The 18,437-nt window shown below is 70.3% G+C and carries 14 protein-coding genes and 1 pseudogene; 8 read left to right on the forward strand and 7 right to left on the reverse strand.

Features of this window, described 5'->3' with window-relative positions; all coding sequences use genetic code 11:
• Window positions 1–64: 64 nt before the first annotated feature.
• Complete coding sequence (gene dnaN, locus METY_RS11760; protein ID WP_103121587.1) at window positions 65–1,183, reverse strand: DNA polymerase III subunit beta; 1,119 nt, start codon at window positions 1,181–1,183, stop codon at window positions 65–67.
• A gap of 270 nt (window positions 1,184–1,453) precedes the next feature.
• Here dnaN and METY_RS11765 point away from each other — a divergent pair, with 270 nt between their 5' ends.
• Window positions 1,454–2,248, forward strand: coding sequence for a mechanosensitive ion channel family protein (locus METY_RS11765; RefSeq protein WP_103121588.1), 795 nt, complete (start codon window positions 1,454–1,456; stop codon window positions 2,246–2,248).
• A gap of 13 nt (window positions 2,249–2,261) precedes the next feature.
• Here METY_RS11765 and ftsY read toward each other — a convergent pair.
• Window positions 2,262–3,212: pseudogene (gene ftsY, locus METY_RS11770) on the reverse strand (signal recognition particle-docking protein FtsY); the annotation flags it as partial.
• A 5-nt stretch (window positions 3,213–3,217) separates the two neighbouring features.
• Complete coding sequence (mtaB, locus tag METY_RS11775; protein ID WP_103121590.1) at window positions 3,218–4,483, reverse strand: tRNA (N(6)-L-threonylcarbamoyladenosine(37)-C(2))-methylthiotransferase MtaB; 1,266 nt, start codon at window positions 4,481–4,483, stop codon at window positions 3,218–3,220.
• A gap of 168 nt (window positions 4,484–4,651) precedes the next feature.
• Here mtaB and METY_RS11780 point away from each other — a divergent pair, with 168 nt between their 5' ends.
• The 3 genes from METY_RS11780 (at window position 4,652) to METY_RS11790 (ending at window position 7,432) form a co-directional block, all read left to right on the forward strand.
• Entirely contained in the window at window positions 4,652–5,512 is an 861-nt protein-coding gene (locus METY_RS11780) for an SMP-30/gluconolactonase/LRE family protein (RefSeq protein WP_103121591.1), read from the forward strand.
• Window positions 5,513–5,620: 108 nt separating this feature from the next.
• On the forward strand, window positions 5,621–6,880 hold the full coding sequence (locus METY_RS11785) for an MFS transporter (RefSeq protein ID WP_103121592.1): 1,260 nt from the start codon (window positions 5,621–5,623) through the stop codon (window positions 6,878–6,880).
• An 87-nt stretch (window positions 6,881–6,967) separates the two neighbouring features.
• Window positions 6,968–7,432, forward strand: a complete 465-nt coding sequence (locus METY_RS11790) for a hypothetical protein (protein ID WP_146035714.1) — start codon at window positions 6,968–6,970, stop codon at window positions 7,430–7,432.
• Window positions 7,433–7,447: 15 nt separating this feature from the next.
• Here METY_RS11790 and METY_RS11795 read toward each other — a convergent pair whose 3' ends face one another.
• The 4 genes from METY_RS11795 to ilvD form a co-directional block, all read right to left on the reverse strand.
• Window positions 7,448–10,576 (reverse strand): efflux RND transporter permease subunit, encoded by a 3,129-nt coding sequence (locus tag METY_RS11795; RefSeq protein ID WP_103121594.1) that lies wholly within the window; start codon window positions 10,574–10,576, stop codon window positions 7,448–7,450.
• A gap of 2 nt (window positions 10,577–10,578) precedes the next feature.
• A complete protein-coding gene (locus tag METY_RS11800; protein WP_103121595.1) occupies window positions 10,579–11,880 on the reverse strand; it encodes an efflux RND transporter periplasmic adaptor subunit in 1,302 nt (433 codons plus the stop codon).
• On the reverse strand, window positions 11,877–12,524 hold the full coding sequence (locus tag METY_RS11805) for a TetR/AcrR family transcriptional regulator (RefSeq protein WP_103121596.1): 648 nt from the start codon (window positions 12,522–12,524) through the stop codon (window positions 11,877–11,879). The genes METY_RS11800 and METY_RS11805 overlap by 4 nt, the downstream gene beginning before the upstream one ends.
• A 180-nt stretch (window positions 12,525–12,704) precedes the next feature.
• Window positions 12,705–14,552 (reverse strand): dihydroxy-acid dehydratase, encoded by a 1,848-nt coding sequence (ilvD, locus tag METY_RS11810; RefSeq protein WP_103121597.1) that lies wholly within the window; start codon window positions 14,550–14,552, stop codon window positions 12,705–12,707.
• Window positions 14,553–14,730: 178 nt separating this feature from the next.
• On the opposite strand from ilvD, the gene METY_RS11815 reads away from it, so the two are divergent.
• The 4 genes from METY_RS11815 to METY_RS11830 all read left to right on the forward strand — a co-directional run bounded on the left by METY_RS11815 (window position 14,731) and on the right by METY_RS11830 (window position 18,394).
• On the forward strand, window positions 14,731–15,618 hold the full coding sequence (locus tag METY_RS11815) for a LysR family transcriptional regulator (protein ID WP_103121598.1): 888 nt from the start codon (window positions 14,731–14,733) through the stop codon (window positions 15,616–15,618).
• A gap of 184 nt (window positions 15,619–15,802) precedes the next feature.
• Window positions 15,803–16,552, forward strand: a complete 750-nt coding sequence (locus tag METY_RS11820; RefSeq protein WP_103121599.1) for a 5-oxoprolinase subunit B family protein — start codon at window positions 15,803–15,805, stop codon at window positions 16,550–16,552.
• Window positions 16,549–17,556, forward strand: coding sequence for a biotin-dependent carboxyltransferase family protein (locus METY_RS11825; protein ID WP_103121600.1), 1,008 nt, complete (start codon window positions 16,549–16,551; stop codon window positions 17,554–17,556). Before METY_RS11820 ends, METY_RS11825 begins: the two co-directional genes overlap by 4 nt.
• Window positions 17,557–17,572: 16 nt before the next feature.
• Window positions 17,573–18,394, forward strand: coding sequence for a putative hydro-lyase (locus METY_RS11830; protein ID WP_103121601.1), 822 nt, complete (start codon window positions 17,573–17,575; stop codon window positions 18,392–18,394).
• The last annotated feature ends 43 nt before the right edge of the window (window positions 18,395–18,437 follow it).

Consider the following 18,437-nt stretch of genomic DNA (forward strand, 5'->3'; position numbering starts at 1 on the left):
GCACATAGGTCGTCCGGTCAGGCCGGATGACGACGCAGCACGTCAGGAGCCAACCTATCGCCCCTCACACCCGCATGGGCATGAGCACGTAGAGCGCCGGGGCGTCGTCGCGATCCTGCACCAGCGTGGGCGAGCCGGGATCGGCGAGCCGGATGAGCGCCGTGTCGCCTTCGAGCTGGTCGGCGATGTCGAGCAGATAGCGGGAGTTGAAGCCGATATCGAGCGGCTCGGACTCGTAGTCGACCTCGATCTCCTCCGTCGCGTTGCCCGAGTCCGGGTTGGTGACGGTCAGCACCAGCTTGCGGTCGGTCAGTGAGAGCTTCACGGCGCGGCCGCGCTCGGACGAGATGGTGGAGACGCGGTCGACCGCGCTCTTGAACTCGAGCCGATCGACCGTGAGGCGCTTGTCGTTGCCGGCGGGGATGACGCGGCCGTAGTCCGGGAAGGTCCCGTCGATCAGCTTTGAGGTGAGCACCACTTGGCCGAAGGAGACGCGGATCTTGGTGGGCGACAGCTCGACCTTGACCTCGCCCTCGGGGTCCTCGACCAGCCGCTGGATCTCGGAGACGGTCTTGCGGGGCACGATCACGCCCGGCATCCCGACGGAGCCCGCCGGCGCCGGCATCTCGACCCGGGCCAGGCGGTGCCCGTCGGTCGCGACCGCGCGCAGCAGCGACACTCCCGCGCTGTCGACCGCGTGCAGATAGATGCCGTTGAGATAGTAGCGCGTCTCCTCGTTCGAGATCGCGAACTGGGTCTTGTCGATCAGGCGCTTCAGGTCGGCCGCGCCGATCGTGAAGCCGGTCGGAAGCTCGCCCGCGGCGAGGTCCGGGAAGTCGCTGTCCGGCAGGGTCTGCAGCGTGAAGCGCGAGCGGCCGGCGCGAATAACCAGCGTGCCGCGTTCGCCGCCCATCTCCAGCGAGACCTGGCTGCCGTCCGGCAGCTTGCGGACGATGTCGTAGAAGGTATGGGCGGGCACGGTGGTCGCGCCGGGCTGCGCCACTTCGGCGGCCACTGTCTCGACGACCTCGAGGTCGAGATCGGTCGCCTGCAGTCGGAGGCCGTCGGAACCCGCGCGGAGCAGGACGTTCGCAAGGATCGGAATGGTGTTCCGCCGCTCGACGACGCGGTGGACATGGGCAAGGGCCTTCAGGAGGGCCGCTCGCTCGAGGGTCGCGCGCATGTGGGTCGTCCCGCTCCGGTGTCGTCGGTGGAGATCGCGCGACGGCCGCAGCGGGGGCGGCGTCGGCGATCGGGAGGCGGCGCGGCGTGGGGCCGCGCAGGGACTGGCGACATTGCCCATGGCCGCGCCCGAAGGCAAGACCTTGCGCCTGCGACACGCGCTCGGGGGTTGCGCGACCACGCGCTTGCTCTACGTCCAAGGGACGCCCGACATCCCAGAACGGCCGACGCTGCATCGACGCGCGTCGCCCGACGACGACTTGAGGGGCCGATGCCCAACATTCCGATCGACTTCACATTCCTCACCAACCTCGTCGTGGTCTACGGCTTCAACGTCGTCGGCGCGGTGGCGTTGGCGGTCGCCGGCTTCTGGATTGCCGGCGTGATCCACAACGGCGTCCACCGCGGGCTCCTCGCCTCCAAGCGGATGGACGTGACGGTCGCCTCCTTCCTCTCGAGCCTCGCGCAGTACGCGACGCTCGCCGTGGTGCTCGTCGCCATCCTGCAGCTCGTCGGCATCCAGGCGACGAGCCTCATCGCGGTCCTCGGCGCGGCCTCCCTCGCCATCGGCCTCGCGCTGCAAGGCACTCTGTCGAACATGGCGGCGGGCGTGATGCTTTTGCTGTTCCGCCCGTTCAAGGTCGGCGATGCCATCGAGGTCGCCGGCAAAGCGGGGACGGTGCGCGACCTCAACCTGTTCTTCACGGAGCTCGCGAGCGGCGACAACGTGCAGGTGCTGATCCCCAACGCGCAGGTCTGGGGCACGGCGCTGACCAACAAGTCGAAGTACCCCACCCGCCGGGTGGAGACGACGCTGACCGCGCCCGCCGACCAGGACTTCGAGTCCGCCCGCGCCGAGATCGCCGCCTTCCTCCGCGACAACCCGCACGCGCTGGCCTCGCCGGAGCCGATCGTCACGCCGACCAGCTACAGCGACGGCGGCGTGGAATACGCTGTGAAGGTCTGGACGCCGGCCAAGGATCTGCAGGCGTTGCAGGCGGATCTGGTGAAGTACACACGCGACCGGGCGCGCGCCCAGACGGCGCTCGGCCAGGCCGCCGAGTAAAGTCGATGGTTCGTCAGAACTCGTAGGTTTTCTCGACGCGCGGCAGCCCAACCAACGCCCTGGCGAAATCATCCGGATCGAACGGCTCGAGGTCATCGAGACCCTCGCCGATTCCGATGAAGTGGACCGGTAGCCGGTACTTCTCCGCGACCGCGACGAGGATGCCGCCGCGGGCGGTGCCGTCGAGCTTGGTCATGACGAGGCCGGTGACGCCCGCGGTCTTGGCGAAGGCCTCGACTTGGCCGAGCGCGTTCTGGCCGGTGGTCGCGTCCAGCACCAGCAGGCAGGCGTGCGGCGCGTCGGCGTCGAACTTCTTCAGCACGCGCACGATCTTCTCGAGCTCCGCCATCAGCCCGGCCTTGTTCTGCAGCCGGCCGGCGGTGTCGACGATCAGCAGGTCCGCGTCGTCCGCCCGCGCCTGGGCGTAGGCCTCGTAGGCGAGCGCGGCGGCGTCGGCTCCGGTCTCCTTGGAGACGAAGGCGGCGCCGGTGCGCTGCGCCCAGACGGCGAGCTGCTCGACCGCCGCGGCGCGGAAGGTGTCGCCGGCGGCCAGCACCACCTTCAGGCCGGCGGTGCGGTAGGTCTCCGCCAGTTTGCCGATGGTCGTGGTCTTTCCCGAGCCGTTGACGCCGACGACGAGGATCACCGCGGGGCGCGCGCTCTCCGGCGGATCGAGCGGCACGGCGACCGGCGTCAGCACGCGCGCCACTTCCTGCGCCACGATCGCGCGCACGCTCTCGCCGTCGAGCTGCTTGGCGTGCCTCGCCCGGCCCACGGCGGCCGTGACGCGCTCGGCGGTCGCGACGCCGAGATCGGACTGGATCAGCAGGTCCTCGAGCTCGTCCAGCGTCGCCGCGTCGAGCTTCTCCTTGGTGAAAATCTCGGTGATGCCGCGAGTGAGCTGCGTCGAGGTCTTGGAGAGACCGTCGCGCAGGCGCGTGAACCAGCCTTTGGCCTCGGGAGCTTCGGTCATGAGCTTTGTCCTGTTCCCGATCTAAACGCGCCGTCCACGCCCCGCTCCGCCGCAAGCAGCGCGCGGCCGTCGTGGCCCGCGACCGCCACATCCACGAACGCCCCCTTGGGCGCGGTCGTCGCCAGCCGAACCATCGCGAAATCCGCGGCTCGGGCGAGGCCCCTGCCCTCCGACAGCACGGTTAGCCGCCGACCCACATGGCCTGCGAGGTGGCGGGCGAGCAAGGCCTCTCCGGTCGCGCGCAAAGCCGCGGCGCGGGTCTTGATGATGTCGCCCGCCACCTGCGGCATGCGGGCGGCGGGAACGCCGGGGCGCACGGAGTAGGGGAACACATGAGCGTAGGCGATCCCGCAGTCCTCGAGCGCCGAGCGGGTGTTCTCGAACATCGCGGCGGTCTCGGTCGGGAATCCTGCGATCACGTCGCATCCGAAGGCGACGTCGGGCCGCGCCCGCCGCATCTCGCCGCAGAACCGCACGGCGTCGGCGCGGGAGTGCCGGCGCTTCATACGCTTCAGAATCATGTCGTCGCCGGACTGGAGCGAGAGGTGGAGATGCGGCGCGAGCCGCTCCTCCTCCGCAAACGCCCGCACCAGCGCGTCGTCGATCTCGACTGCGTCGAGCGAGGACAGCCGCAGCCGAGGCAGTTCGGGAACGGCGGCGAGCACCGCGCGGACCAGATCGCCCAGCCGCTCGCCGGCGCCAAGATCGAGCCCCCAGGAGGTGAGGTCGACGCCGGTCAGCACCGCTTCCTGCGCCCCACGCTCCAGAACCCGGCGCACCTCGGCGATCACCTGCGCCTTCGGCGTGGAGCGCGAGGCGCCGCGGCCGAAGGGGATGACGCAAAAGGTGCAGCGGTGGTCGCAGCCGGTCTGGACCTGCACGAACGCGCGCGGCGCGAGGATGGCGGCGTCCGCCGGTGGCGGGAGGATCGCGGCGTCCGCGACCGCCGCGGAACGTTCGTGGCCTGGAGCCCAGGTCTCAGGCCGAAGCTTGTCGACGGCGCCGACCACGCGGGCGACCTCGGGCATGCTCGAAAACGCCTGCGGCTCGATCGCGGCGCCGCAGCCGGTCACCACGATCTCCGCCCCGGGGTTGACGCGGGCGGCCCGGCGGACCGCCTGGCGTGCCTGCCGGGTGGCCTCAGCCGTGACCGCGCAGGCGTTGACCACGACGAGATCGTCCCGCCCGCGCGCATGGGCGCGGATGGTCTCGCTGTCCACGGCGTTGAGCCGGCAGCCAAAGGTGATGACGTCTAGGCTCATGGCCCGCGATATGCCGCAGCCGGAGGCAAAAGGCCACCGCCGGGACACGGATGCGTGCGGAGATCGCAGTCAATCCGCGTGAGCGCCCCATATGACCCAGGGAACGCGCGCGCGGATCCACGCGCGCCAGAGCGCGGCGAACGCGCTTCGTCCCGAGGAGACGCCCCCATGTCCGTCCGCCGCATCGCCCTGACCCTGTCGCTCGCCGTTCTCGCCGGCCCTGTCGCCGCCGCCGAGCCGCAGAAGCTTTGGGAGATCGGCGATCTGCGCCAGCCGGAGTCCGTGCTGCCGGCCAGCGACGGCTTCCTCTACGTCAGCCTCGTCGCGGGCTCGATGACGGAAAAGGACGGCGTCGGCTTCATCGCTAAGACGACGGTCGACGGGCGGATGCTCGAGCCCGAATGGATCAAGGGCCTGAACGCGCCGAAAGGCATGGCGCTGGTCGGAGACAAGCTCTACGTGGCCGACATCGACGAGTTGGTCGAGATCGACGTCGCCTCCGCCAAGGTGGCGAACCGCTACCCTGCGGAGGGCGCGGGATTTCTCAACGATGTGGTCGCGACGCCTGACGGCCGCGTCCTGGTCTCGGACACCGCCAAGAACGTCATCTTCGCGCTCAAGGATGGCGCCATCACGCGGTTCGCGGAAGGGCCGGAGCTCAACGGCCCCAACGGCCTCGCGATCGAAGGCGACCGGCTGATCATCGCCGGCTTCGGCCCCTTCGTCGACGGCAAGCCGACCGCCAAGGGGCACCTCGTGCAGCTTCCGCTGGCGGGCGGAACGGCGCGCCCGCTGGGAAGCGGAGCGCCGATCGGCGCTCTGGACGGTCTGGTCGCGCTAGGCGGCGGCGGGTACCTCGCGACCGACTACCTCAAGGGCCCGCTCCACCTTATCGACGCCAGCGGGAAGCACGAGCAGCTTCTGGCGCTCAGCCCCGGGTCGGCGGACCTCTCCTACGACGCGGCGTCCAAGACCGCCGTCCTGCCGCTGAACCACGAGGGCAAGCTCGTAGCCTACCGCCTCGACTAAAGAACCAGAGCGACCCGCGGGAGGCAGCGTCCCGCAGCTTGCGCCTCGACATGTGAGCGTCTGAGCGCTTTAAGCGGCGGACCGCACGTGCACAGGGTGGCCTGCCCCATGACTGTCATCGGACCCGACGCGCCCTCGCCCGCGAGCGGCGCGCCCGTCTCTCCGATTGCGTTCCGCCACCGCAATTACACGCTGTTCTGGATCGCCCGTCTGTGCGCCACCTTCGCGATCCAGATCGTGTCGGTGGCGGTCGGTTGGCAGGTCTACGACCTCACGCGCGACCCCTTCGACCTAGGGCTCGTCGGTCTTGTCCAGTTCCTGCCGGCCTTCGCGCTCGTGCTGGTGACGGGCCCCGCCGCCGACCGGTTCTCGCGGCGTCTGATCATGGGAATCTGCGTTGCGGTGGAGGCGGCGGGGGCGCTCGCGCTCGTCGCGCTCACCTTCGCCCACGAGATTTCGGTCGTCTCGATCTTCGCCGTGCTGTTCGTGTTCGGCGTCGCCCGGGCCTTTTTCGGCGCGGCCAGCACCTCGATCGTGCCGAACCTCGTGCCGAAGGAAGCCCTCGCCAACGCGATCACGTGGACCTCGTCGGCCTGGCAGTTCGCGAGCATCGTCGGCCCGGTCGCAGGAGGCCTGCTCTACGGGCTCGGCGGCGCGGTCGCCTACGCCGTGGCGGCGGCGCTGCTGCTGCTCGCGCTCGCCCTTGTCGCCGCGATCCGGGTGCGCCAGCCGCGCCGCGCCTTTGAGGCGAACTGGCGCACGCTGGTCGCAGGCTTCGACTACGTCTTCCGCGAGAAGGTCGTGCTGGGGGCCATCACCCTTGACCTCTTCGCGGTGCTGCTCGGCGGGGCTATGGCGCTGATGCCGGCGGTCGCCCGCGATGTGCTGGACGTCGGCCCCTGGGGCCTCGGCCTGCTGCGGGCCGCGCCCGGCGTCGGCGCGATCGCGGTCGCGGCTCTGCTCTCCGTCGTCCCGATCCGCGACCACGCCGGCCGCATCATGTTCGCCTGCGTCGGCCTGTTCGGCTTCGCGACCGTGGTGTTTGGCCTGTCGACGACGGTCTGGCTTTCGGTCGCTGCCCTCGCGGTGATGGGCGGGGCCGACATGGTGAGCGTGACGATCCGCGAGACGCTGCTGCAGCTCTGGACGCCCGACGAGGTGCGCGGCCGGGTCAACGCCGTCAACATGATGTTCGTCGGCGCCTCGAACGAGCTCGGCGAGTTCCGGGCGGGCGTCACCGCCACGTTCATCGGCGTGATGCCGGCGATCGTCGTCGGTGGGATAGGCGCTATGGCGGTGGCGGCGATCTGGGCGTGGCGATTCCCGCAGCTCCGCACCGCCCGCGGGTTGGATCGGCGGGAGCCATAAAGGCTCTATGCCATTCGACCGACTTATCCGTCGGCAACACCTCGCCTAGTGTCTTGCCGATTATTGGCGGGATACTGGGGAATTGCTGTGAAGTCTATCGTCTCAGCTTTGGTGTTGTTCGCTGCCTCAGCCTTTGCAGCTAACGCCCAGACCGCGCAGCAGCGGTATCAAGGGACTTTTTTTGTCACCAGCGCGAGCGCCGCTTGCGCGGCGGAGCCGGCCGCCGAAGTTGGCGACAACTTCGTCTTCGTGTTCAGGACAGAGACGACGAGGCAAGTCTTCGCCCTCTTCGGAACCCGCCGCGCGATGAGCTACGCGCCTTCAACCGGAGCGCGGTTCGCCACGTCCGGCACGCATAGTTCGATCTCGATCGGCGGCGGCGCGGCGTCGACGACCTTCACAGGCGCTTACAGAAGTTTCGTCGCCCAACCCGCGACATTCGCGACGACCACTCAGACTATGTCGCTGAGAGGGACCTTGACGAATTTCGACGGCACGGCCGGATGCACGATCACGTTCACAGCCTCCGGCCTGAGGCGTCCTGGATTCTAATCCTGAGGGCGGGCGTCACTCCGCTGCGCGGAGCGTCTCACGCGGCAGGGCGCGCGGGCCCGTCTCCGGTTCGTCTTTCGGGCCGACAAAACGGCCGAAGATCCAGCCGAACAGGCGGCTGAGGTCGTCCATAATGGTGAAGACGGCCGGCACGAAGACCAGGCTCAGCAGGGTCGAGGCCAGCAAGCCGCCGATCACCGCGATCGCCATCGGCGCGCGGAAGGAGCCGCCTTCGCCAAGCGCGAGCGCCGAAGGGACCATGCCCGCCGCCATGGCGACGGTCGTCATCACGATCGGCCGAGCGCGCTTGCGGCCGGCGTCGATCAGCGCCGTCGTGCGGTCGACGCCGCGGGCCACCTCCTCGATCGCGAAGTCGATGAGCAGGATCGCGTTCTTGGTCACGATGCCCATCAGCATGAGGAAGCCGATGACGACCGGCAGGCTGACCGAGTTGTTAGTCAGCAGCAGCGCGACGAAGGCCCCGCCGATCGACAAGGGCAGCGACATCAGGATGGTGACGGGCTGGGCCACGTCGGCGAACAGCAGCACGAGCACCGCGAACACCAGCAGCACGCCGGCGCCCATGGCGACCGCGAAGCCTGAAAACACCTCGTTCATGATCTCGACGTCGCCGAACTCCTTCAGCGTGACGCCTTCGGGCAGGTTTTTCGCCGCGGGCAACGCCTTGACCGCCTCGAGGGCTGTGCCAAGAGCGACGCCCGGAGCGAGGTCGCCCTCGATCGCGACGCGGCGGTCGCGGTCGTAGCGGTCGAGGCTCGTCGGCCCCTTCCCGAAACTCACGTCGGCGACGGTGGACAGCGGCACGCTGCCGCCGGCGTCGCGGCGCACGCGCAGGTTCTCGAAGGTCGCGACGTCGGCCCGCGCCGCCTCGTCCAGCTGGACGCGGATCGGCACCTGCCGGTCCCCGGCTGAGAACTTCGCGAGGTTTTGCTCGACGTCCCCGATGGTCGCGACGCGCACGGTCTCCGCGATCTGCGCGACCGAGACGCCGAGCTTAGCCGCCTCGTCGAGCTTGGGCACGATGCGGATCTCCGGTCGGTCGATCGCGGCAGTCGAGACGACGTTGAGCAGGCCCGGCACGGACGCCCGCGTCTCCTTCTCGAGAGCGACCGCGGCCTTCTCCACCGCGGCGCCGTCGGAGCCGGAGACGATCAGCGTGAATTCGCGCTGGCCGCCGTCGTTGCCGAAGTTGGTGCGAATGTCCGGGATCGCCGCGAGCTGGCCGCGCACCTCGCCCTCGAACTGCTTCTGGCTCAAAGTCCGCTCGGAGCGCGGCTTGAGATTGACGATCAGCACGCCCTTGCGGACCTCGCCCGAGGCCGCCATCGGACCTGCCTGCGCGCCCGAGCCGACGGAGGCGTAGACCGAGGCGACCTCGGGCCGCGCCAGCAGCAGCCGGGTGATGCGCTGGCCGACCTCCTCGGACTGGTCGAGCGTCGAACCCGGCGGCAGCTCGATCTTCAGGATCGATCGCGAGGTGTCGTTCTCTGGCAAGAACCCGGACGGCAGCAGGCCCGCCAGCATGACCGAGCCCACGAACAGCAGGACGCCGGTGCCGACCGTCACGAAGCGCCACCGCACCGACCAGGCGAGAACGCGCGTGTAGAAGCGCATGACGACGCCGTCGCGCTCCTCATGGGCGCCATGGTCGCGCAGGAAGTAGGCGGTCAGCAGAGGGGTGATGAGCCGCGCCACCAGCAGCGAGAACGCGACGGCGACCGCCACCGTGATGCCGAACTGCTTGAAGTACTGCCCCGCGATCCCGCCCATGAAGCTCACGGGCATGAACACCGCGATGATCGTGGCGGTGGTCGCGACCACCGCCAGCCCGATCTCGTCCGCCGCTTCGATCGAGGCGCGGTAGGCGGATTTGCCCATGCGCATGTGGCGCACGATGTTCTCGATCTCGACGATGGCGTCGTCGACGAGGATGCCGGTGACGAGCGTGATCGCGAGCAGGCTGACGCCGTTGAGCGAGAAGCCGAGCGCGTCCATCACCCAGAAGGTCGGCAGGATCGACAGCGGGATCGCGAGCGCCGAGATCAGGGTCGCCCGCACGTCGCGCAGGAACAGAAAGACCACGATCACCGCGAGCACCGCGCCCTCGATCAGCGTGTGCATCGCGCTCTCGTAGTCCGCCTTGGTGTAGCGGACGGTGGTGTCGATCGGCGTGATCGTCACCTCGGGGTTGCTCGCAGCGAGCCCGTCGAGCTTCGCCTTCGCGGCTTCCGCGACCACGACGTCCGAGAACCCCTTGGCGCGGTAGACGCCGAAGGCGACGATCGGCTTGCCGTCGAGGCGGGCGGCGGCGCGGGGCTCCGCCGAGCCGTCGCGCACCGTGCCGAGGTCGGACAGGCGCACCTCGCGCCCGCCCGGCAAGGAGATGCGCGCCTCCGCGAGACGCTCCACGGTCAGCGCGCCGGCGAGCGTGCGCACGGTCTGCTCCTGCGCGCCGACCTCGCCGCGGCCGCCCGCCAGGTCGACGTTTGTGGCGCGGAGCTGCGCGTTGACGTCCGCCGCCGTGACGCCCAGCGCCTGCAGGCGGGCCGGGTCCAGCGCCACGCGGATCTCGCGGTCGACCCCACCCTCGCGCTTCACCTGAGCCACGCCGCGCACGCCCTGCAGCGCACGGACGATGCGGTCGTCCACGAACCAGCTCAGCTCCTCCGGCGTCATCGCCGGCGCCGACGCGGCGTAGGTCGCGATCGCCATGCCTTCGATGTCGATCCGCTGGATCAGCGGCTCTTCGATCGATTGCGGCAGGTCGGTGCGGATGCCGGTGACGGCGTCGCGCACGTCGTTGACCGCGCGGTCGACCTGGGTCTCGAGCTGGAACTCGATGCTGGTGACGGACACGCCGTCGCCGATCGAGGAGGTGATGTGCTTGACGCCCGCGAGCCCCGCGACCGCGGTCTCGACGCGCTTCGTCACCTGCAACTCGAGCTCGCTCGGCGCCGCGCCGGTCTGGTTGATGGTCACCGACACCAGCGGCAGGTCGATGTTCGGCATCCGCGTCACAGGGAGCGACGCGAACGAGAACAGACCGATCGCCGTCAGCACGACGAACAGCACCAACGGCGGGATCGGCTTGCGGATCGACCAGGCGGAAACGTTGAGGGCCATCGTTATCGATCCGCTGCCGAAGCCGAGGCCGCCGGCGTCGTCACCGGCGCCACGCGGTCGCCGTCGCGCAGGAACCCGCCGGCGCGGGCGACGACCGCCTCGCCCGCAGCGATCCCCTCGAGAATTTCGACGCCGTCGGCGTCCTGAAGCCCAAGCGTCACGCGCCGCTCGGCCACGACGCCGTCCTTCACCACCTGCACCAAGACGCCCTCGGCGCCATAGAGGATCGCCGACTGCGGGACGGTCACCCCTTCGCGGCGAGCGGTCTCGATCTGACCGCGCGCGAACAGTCCCGGCCGCAGCGCTCGGTCCGTGGGCAGCGCGATCCGCACGACGCCCAGCCGCGTGGTCGCATCCACGGTCGGCTCAACCAGCCGAACCCGGCCCTCGAACGGCTCCGGCACGCCGGCCGCCGTCACCCGCGCCGGCTGGCCGGCGGCGATGGAGTGCAGCCGGGTCTCGGTCGCCTCCGCCATCAGCTCGATCTCGCCGTCCCGCACCAGTCGGAACAGCGGCTCCCCGGCCATGCCGACGATCTGGCCCACGCGCGCCGTGCGGCTCGCGACCACGCCGGCGGAGGGAGCCCGGACCTCGGTGCGCGCGAGACGCAGCGCGATCTCGCGGCCTTGAGCCTCGGCCAGCGCCTTATCAGCCTGCGCCACCTTCAGGTTCTGCCCCTGCGCCCGCACTCGCGCAGCGGCGACCTGGGCGGCCGTCTGGCGGGCCTGAAGAGTCTCGCCGGTGACGTTGCCGGAGCCCTTGAGCTGTTCGGCCCGCTTCAGCGACGCCAAGGCTTCGACCTGCGAGGCCTCGGCCTCGGCAATCGCGGCCTCGACCTGCGCGATGGCGGCCTCGGCCTTGGCGATCGAAGAGGCGTTCTGCAGCGCCTGGGTCTCCAGCATGTCGCGGTCGAGCCGAGCGAGCACCTGGCCTTGGGCCACCCGGTCGCCGACGTCGACCAAGTACTCGTCGAGCCGAAGGCCGTCGATCTGAGCGCCGACCAGCACCTCGTCGCGGGCGACCAGCGTCCCGGTGACCTGCTCGACCTGGGCGATCTCACGTCGCGTCGCCGTCGCGACCGTCACCGAAATGGGCTTCGCGGCCGGAGCTGCGGCGTCCGCCGCCTGCGACGGCGTCTGGCGCTCGGCGGCGTAGCGGGCGAGGTCGTCCTTGAACAGGAACGCGCCGACGCCAAGCGCGGCGAGCGCGCCAAGAACCCAGGGCCAGCGTCGACGGCGACGAACGGGCGGCGTGGTTTCAACGGGAGTCGCCGCATCTGGGCGGGTGCGCAAGGGGGCGTTCATGAGCGCGCCTCGGTCGGCGCGGCGCGCGAGGACTGCGGGGCCAGGAAGTTGCGGATCGCCCGCTCGTACATCGGCATCAAGCCGTCGAGCTTGGCGCCCGGCTCGATCAGGAGCCGCATCAACACGCCGTCGGTCATCGCCATCAGCAGCCGTACGGCGTCGAGCGCGTTGAGCGTGGGGTCGATCTGTCCAAGCCTCATGCCGCGCTCCAGCACGCGTACGAGAATGTCGCGCATCTCGTCCTCGCAGCGCTCCGCGATCGCGCGCACGGCGGGATTGCGAACCACCTCGGCGTTCAGCTCCGGGAAGATCACAAGGCTTTCCGGCATCAGGTTGCCGGTCATGAAGGCGCGGGCCGTGTCGATCAGCGCGCCGACCACGTCGTCGGCCTCGAGCAGCGGCAGGAGCTGGGGCGCGATGTCGGCGCGGTCGCGCTCGACGATCGCCTCGATGATCGCCTCCTTGGACGGGAAGTAACGGTAGAGCCCGCCCGGGCTCATGCCGGCCTCCGCGCAGATCGCCTGCATGCCGGTGGCGTGGAAGCCGCCGCGCGCAAAACAAGCGATCGCCGCGTCGAGGATCCGCCGCCGCTGATCTTCCTGGCGCTGGGCCCGCAGTCCAAGCGGCGGAGTCATGTCGTTCATGCCGGCAGCCTAAAAAGAGCGAACGTTCGTTCGCACTTTCTGCCACAGACCAGCCGAGAGGTAAAGCGCGACCGTGCCCGGCGCCGCGGGCCGCCGAGCGTGGAGATGTCAGAGTTGGGCTGCGGGGCGCGAAATCACTGGCGGCCGCGCTTTATGCGGCCGCCAGTCCGTCGCGTTGGATCAGCGCGCCTGATCGACGTCGCGCACGGCGCCGCGGGCGGCGCTGGTTGTGAAGGCGGCGTAGGCCTTCAGCGCGGCTGAGACCTTGCGCTTACGCGCCTTCGGCTTCCAGGCGTCGGCGCCGCGGGCGATCTCCGCGGCGCGCCGGGCGGCGATCACGTCCGCGGCCACCGCCAGCCGTATCGAGCGGCCGGGGATGTCGATCTCGACCATGTCGCCGTCCTCCACCAGCGCGATCAGGCCGCCTTCAGCCGCTTCCGGCGAGACGTGGCCGATCGAGAGCCCCGACGATCCGCCAGAGAAGCGGCCGTCGGTGACGAGCGCGCAGGCCTTTCCGAGGCCTTTCGATTTCAGGTAGCTCGTGGGGTAGAGCATCTCCTGCATGCCGGGGCCGCCGCGCGGACCCTCGTAGCGGATGACGACCACCTCGCCCGCGACCACCTTGCCCGTGAGGATGCCGCTCACCGCGTCGTCCTGGCTCTCGAACACCTTGGCCGGGCCGGAGAATTTCAGAATCGACTCGTCGACGCCGGCCGTCTTCACGATGCAGCCGTCGAGCGCGAGGTCGCCGGTCAGCACCGCGAGGCCGCCGTCCTGACTGAAGGCGTGGGCCGCGCTGCGGATGACGCCGTTCTCCCGGTCGACGTCGACATCGTCCCAGCGGCGGTCCTGGCTGAAGGCCACCTGCGTCGGCACGCCGCCCGGGGCCGCCCGGTAGAAGGTCTTCACGGCCTCGCTGGTCGTGACCGCGACGTCCCAGCGGTCGAGCGCATCGCCGATGGTGGCGCTGTGCACGGTGGGCAGGTCGCGGTGCAGCAGGCCGGCGCGGTCGAGCTCCCCGAGGATGCCTATCACGCCGCCGGCGCGGTGCACGTCCTCCATGTGCACGTCCGACTTCGCGGGCGCGACCTTGCACAGTACGGGCACCTTGCGGGACAGCCGATCGATGTCCTCCATCGTGAAGCCGACCTCGCCCTCGAACGACGCGGCGAGCAGGTGCAGCACGGTGTTGGTCGAGCCGCCCATGGCGATGTCGAGGCTCATGGCGTTCTCGAACGCCTTGAAGCTCGCTACCTTCCGCGGCAGCACGGCGTCGTCGTCGTTCTCGTACCAGCGGCGCGCGATGTCGACGATCAGATGGCCGGCCTCCACGAACAGGCGTTCGCGGTCGGCATGGGTAGCCAGGGTCGAGCCGTTGCCCGGCAGCGACAGGCCGAGCGCCTCGGTCAGGCAATTCATCGAGTTCGCGGTGAACATGCCGGAGCAGGAGCCGCAGGTCGGGCAGGCCGAGCGCTCGATCTTCGCCACGTCCTCTTCGGCGACGCGGTCGTCCGCGGCCGCGACCATGGCGTCGACGAGGTCGAGCGCGACCTCCTTGCCCTTGAGGACGACCTTGCCCGCCTCCATCGGTCCGCCTGACACGAAGACGGTCGGGATGTTGAGGCGCAGCGACGCCAGCAGCATGCCGGGGGTGATCTTGTCGCAGTTCGAGATGCAGACCATGGCGTCCGCGCAATGCGCGTTGACCATGTACTCGACGCTGTCGGCGATCAGCTCGCGCGAGGGCAGCGAATAGAGCATGCCGTCGTGGCCCATCGCGATGCCGTCATCGACGGCGATGGTGTTGAACTCCTTGGCGACGCCCCCGGCCTTCTCGATCTCGCGCGCGACGAGCTGCCCGAGGTCCTTCAGGTGAACGTGGCCGGGCACGAACTGCGTGAACGAGTTCACCACCGCGATGATCGGCTTGCCGAAGTCGCTGTCCTTCATGCCGGTCGCGCGCCAAAGCCCGCGGGCGCCGGCCATGTTGCGGCCGTGGGTCGTGGTGCGGGAGCGATAGGCGGGCATGGCGGCTGTCCTCGGAGGTCCGGTTCTTATGGATCGTTCTCTTGGGGGCAGGGATGTACGACCTCCGCGCCGCGCCGTCGAGCGTGCGGGCCTTGGGCCCTGCGTCCCGCGCGGCGCATGACGGACGGCGGTGGGCGGGGCATGCTTGGCCAAACCCGCGTCCGGAGAGCCTCGCCCCATGGCGGACCTGCGCAGCCTCGAGATCTTCTACTGGGTGGCGACGCTCGCGAGCTTTCGCCGCGCGGCGGAGCAGGTGAACACCACCCAGCCGGCCGTCTCCCAGCGGATCGCGGCGCTCGAGCAGGAGTACGGGCCGCTGCTCGAGCGTCGCGCCCGGGACGTCGCGCTGACCGACGCGGGCCGGCGGGTCCTCGCCTACGCCGAACGCTTCCTTGCGCTACGCGCCGAGATGACGGCCGACCTCGCGAGCCCCGCGACCATGACCGGCTCCCTGCGGCTCGGCGTGTCCGAGACCATCGTGCACCTTTGGCTGATACCGTTCGTGGAGCGGCTCCGCGCCGTCTACCCCGGCGTCACTGTCGACATCTCGGTCGACATCTCCACCAACATGCAGGGCGCGCTGCTCGCCAACGAGATCGATCTCGCGCTCCTGGTCGGCCCGATCACCCTGCCGGACTTCGTGAACCGCCCTCTGTTCAGCACGCCGGTCGCCTGGATCGCCTCCCCGCAGCTCCTGGACTGCGGCCGCCAGCTCGCGCTCGACGACCTGCTGCGCCACCCGCTCATCACCTATCCCAAGAACACGAGCCCCTACGTGGAACTGCGCGACCTGATCCTGCGGGCGAGCGGGCCCCCGCCGCAGATCCATACCAGCGCCTCGCTCGCCACCATCGTGAAGATGACGGTGGAACGGCTCGGAATCTGCGTGATCCCGCCGGCGATCGTACGGAAGGAGATCGCCACGGGCGAACTCGTGGTGGCGCCCACCGACGTTCGGCTGTCGTCGATCGGTTTCACGGCGACCTACGCCAATCGCCCCGGTCAGTATCTGGCGGAGCAGGCCGCACGGATCGCGCAGGAGGTCGCGGGCGAAGCGACCGCATGACCCCTCGAGCCTACGCCCTCCCGGCGGAGCGCCATAAAGGGCGCTTATCGCCGCCGATCGGGAATCACGATTGGCGAAAATGGCGGCAGGAGATCACGCTGCCGCAATCCTGGGCACGCGAATAGCGCACTGGCCTGACCGCTGGTCGCCTGAGCCCCGCCCAACCGCCGCCGGGAGGCGCGCCATGACCGAGACGCCGTCGTCGCACCTCGAAACGCCCCGCTTTCTCGACGCCGGGGAGGCCGCGCTCGTGGTGGAGTTCGGCGCGACGGTCGATCCCGCGGTCAACGACCGCGTGCTGGCGCTCGACGCCGCGCTGCGCGCGCGGACGCCCGAGGGCGTCACCGAAACCGTCCCGACCTACCGCTCGCTGATGATCCACTACGACCCGCTGACCCTCGACCGCGGCGCGCTGGTGGAGGCGGTGAAGGGCCTGAGCCGGGCCGAGGCCGCTGAGCGCGCGCCCGGCCGCGCCTGGATCGTGCCCTGCTGCTACGAACCCGCCTTCGGCGAGGACCTGGCCGAGGTCGCAGACAAGGTCGGGCTTACCCCGGACAAGGTCGTGGCGCTGCATTCCGGCGCCGAATACCGCGTCTACATGTACGGCTTCGCGCCCGGCTTCGCCTATCTGGGCGGGCTGCCGCAGGCGCTCGGCCTGCCGCGCCGACCGACGCCGCGCCCGCCCCATTCCGAGGGCGCGCTGATGATCGGCGGCGGCCTCGCCGCCGTCGCCTCCTTCCCGATGCCGACGGGCTGGTACGTCTTGGCGCGCACGCCCGAGCGGCTGTTCTCGGCGCGGCGCGATCCGACCTTTCTGTTCGAGGCGGGCGACACGCTCCACTTCGAGGCCGTCGACGCCGCGGCCTTCGCGGAACTCGACGCCCGGGCCGGCGCCGGCGAGGTGGTGGCGCGTCTCGTGGAGCCGCAGGCGTGACGGCGGCGCGACTGAAGATCCTCTCCGGCGCTGGGGCGACCCTGCAGGACGCGGGACGCCACGGCTACATGCGCTACGGCGTGACCCCGGCGGGCCCAATGGACCCGCTGGCTTTCGCGACCGCCAACAGGGCGCTTGGAAATGACCTCGATGCCACCGCGGTCGAGGTCTCGGTCGGCGGGCTTTCCGTCGTGACCGAGGGCCCGCTCGACGTGGCGATCGCGGGCGGCGGCTTCCGCATCGAGCACGACGGCCGGGCGCTGCCGTCCAACGTCGCTCTGACGCTAAAGCCCGACAGCCTCCTGACGCTGAAGGCTGGCGCGGACGGCGCCTGGGGGTATCTCGCCGTCGGGGGCGGGATCGACGTGGCCCCGACGCTCGGCTCGGCCGCCACCCACACCCGCTCCGGCTTCGGCGGGCTCGACGGGCGCGCCCTGCGGGCCGGCGACGCGCTGGTCGTCGACGCCGCCAGGGCGACGCTCGGCGAGCCCGCGGCGATGACCGTCCCTTGGCTCGACCGCCGTCCGGACCGCATCCGGGTCGTGCTCGGTCCCCAGGCGGACGCCTTCGTCCCGGACGAGATCGAGGCCTTTCTGAACGAAGGCTGGACCGTGACGGCGCGCGGCGACCGCATGGCGTGCTTCCTGAAGGGACGGCCGCTACGCCATGCGGCGGGCCACGACATCGTCTCGGACGGGATCGCCATGGGCGCGATCCAGGTTCCGGGCGACGGACTGCCGATCGTGCTGATGGCGGACCGTCAGCCGACCGGCGGCTACCCCAAGATCGCGACCGTGATCGGCGCCGACATCGGCCGCCTCGCCCAGGCGCAAGCCGGCGTGATGATGCGCTTCGCCGCAGTCTCCATCGAAGAGGCCGTCAACGCCCGCCGTGCGGAGCGCGCCGCGCTTGTCCCGGCCATCCGCCTCGAGCCGGTCGTCCGCACCGTCTTCAGCTCCGAGTTCCTGCTCGGCCTGAACCTTATCGACGGCGTCACCGCGTGACGCAACGGAGAGCCACATGAACCAACCCGTCGATCACGCCGGCCTCGCTCCCGCGACGCCGTTCCGCACGGCGGCCGACGCCCGCCGCGCGATCCGCAGCGGCGCCTGGACCGGCCACACCGTCGGCCTCGCCCCGGCCCACGTGCAAGGCAACCTGATGATCCTCCCCGCGGATCTCGCGGGCGACTTCCTGCGCTTTTGCCAAGCGAATCCGAAGCCCTGCCCGCTGCTCGGCGTGTCCGAGCCCGGAGCGCGGCGGCTTCCCGCCCTCGGGCTCGACCTCGACCTCGCCACCGACGCGCCTGGGTATCGCGTGTTCGAGCACGGCGAGCTGACCGCCGAGGTCCCCGATCTGGAGGCGATCTGGCGCGACGACTTCGTGACCTTCGTCATCGGCTGCTCGTTCTCGTTCGAGGAGGCGCTGCTCGCCGCCGGCGTGCCGCTGCGGCACGTCGCGGAAGGCCGCAACGTCGCGATGTACAAGACCGCGATCCCGACGACCGCCGCCGGCCCGTTCCATGGGCCGCTGGTCGTCTCGATGCGGCCCATGAAGGCCGCGGACGCCATCCGCGCCATCCAGATCACCGGCCGCCTGCCGGCGGTGCACGGCGCGCCGGTGCACATCGGCGATCCGTCGCTGATCGGGATCGCCGACATCGCCGCGCCCGACTTCGGCGACCCCGTCGCAATCCTACCGGACGAGCTGCCGGTGTTCTGGGCGTGCGGCGTCACTCCGCAGGCCGTCGCGATGGCGGCGAAGCCCGCGCTGTGCGTCACCCACGCCCCCGGCCTGATGCTGATCACGGATCTTCTGAACCGAGACCTCGCCTTCGTCTGATCTCACGCCGCGGGTCCGGGACGCCCGGCCGCGACCCTCAAGG

It is taken from the genome of Methylopila sp. Yamaguchi (assembly GCF_002897035.1).
Lineage (GTDB): Bacteria > Pseudomonadota > Alphaproteobacteria > Rhizobiales > Methylopilaceae > Methylopila.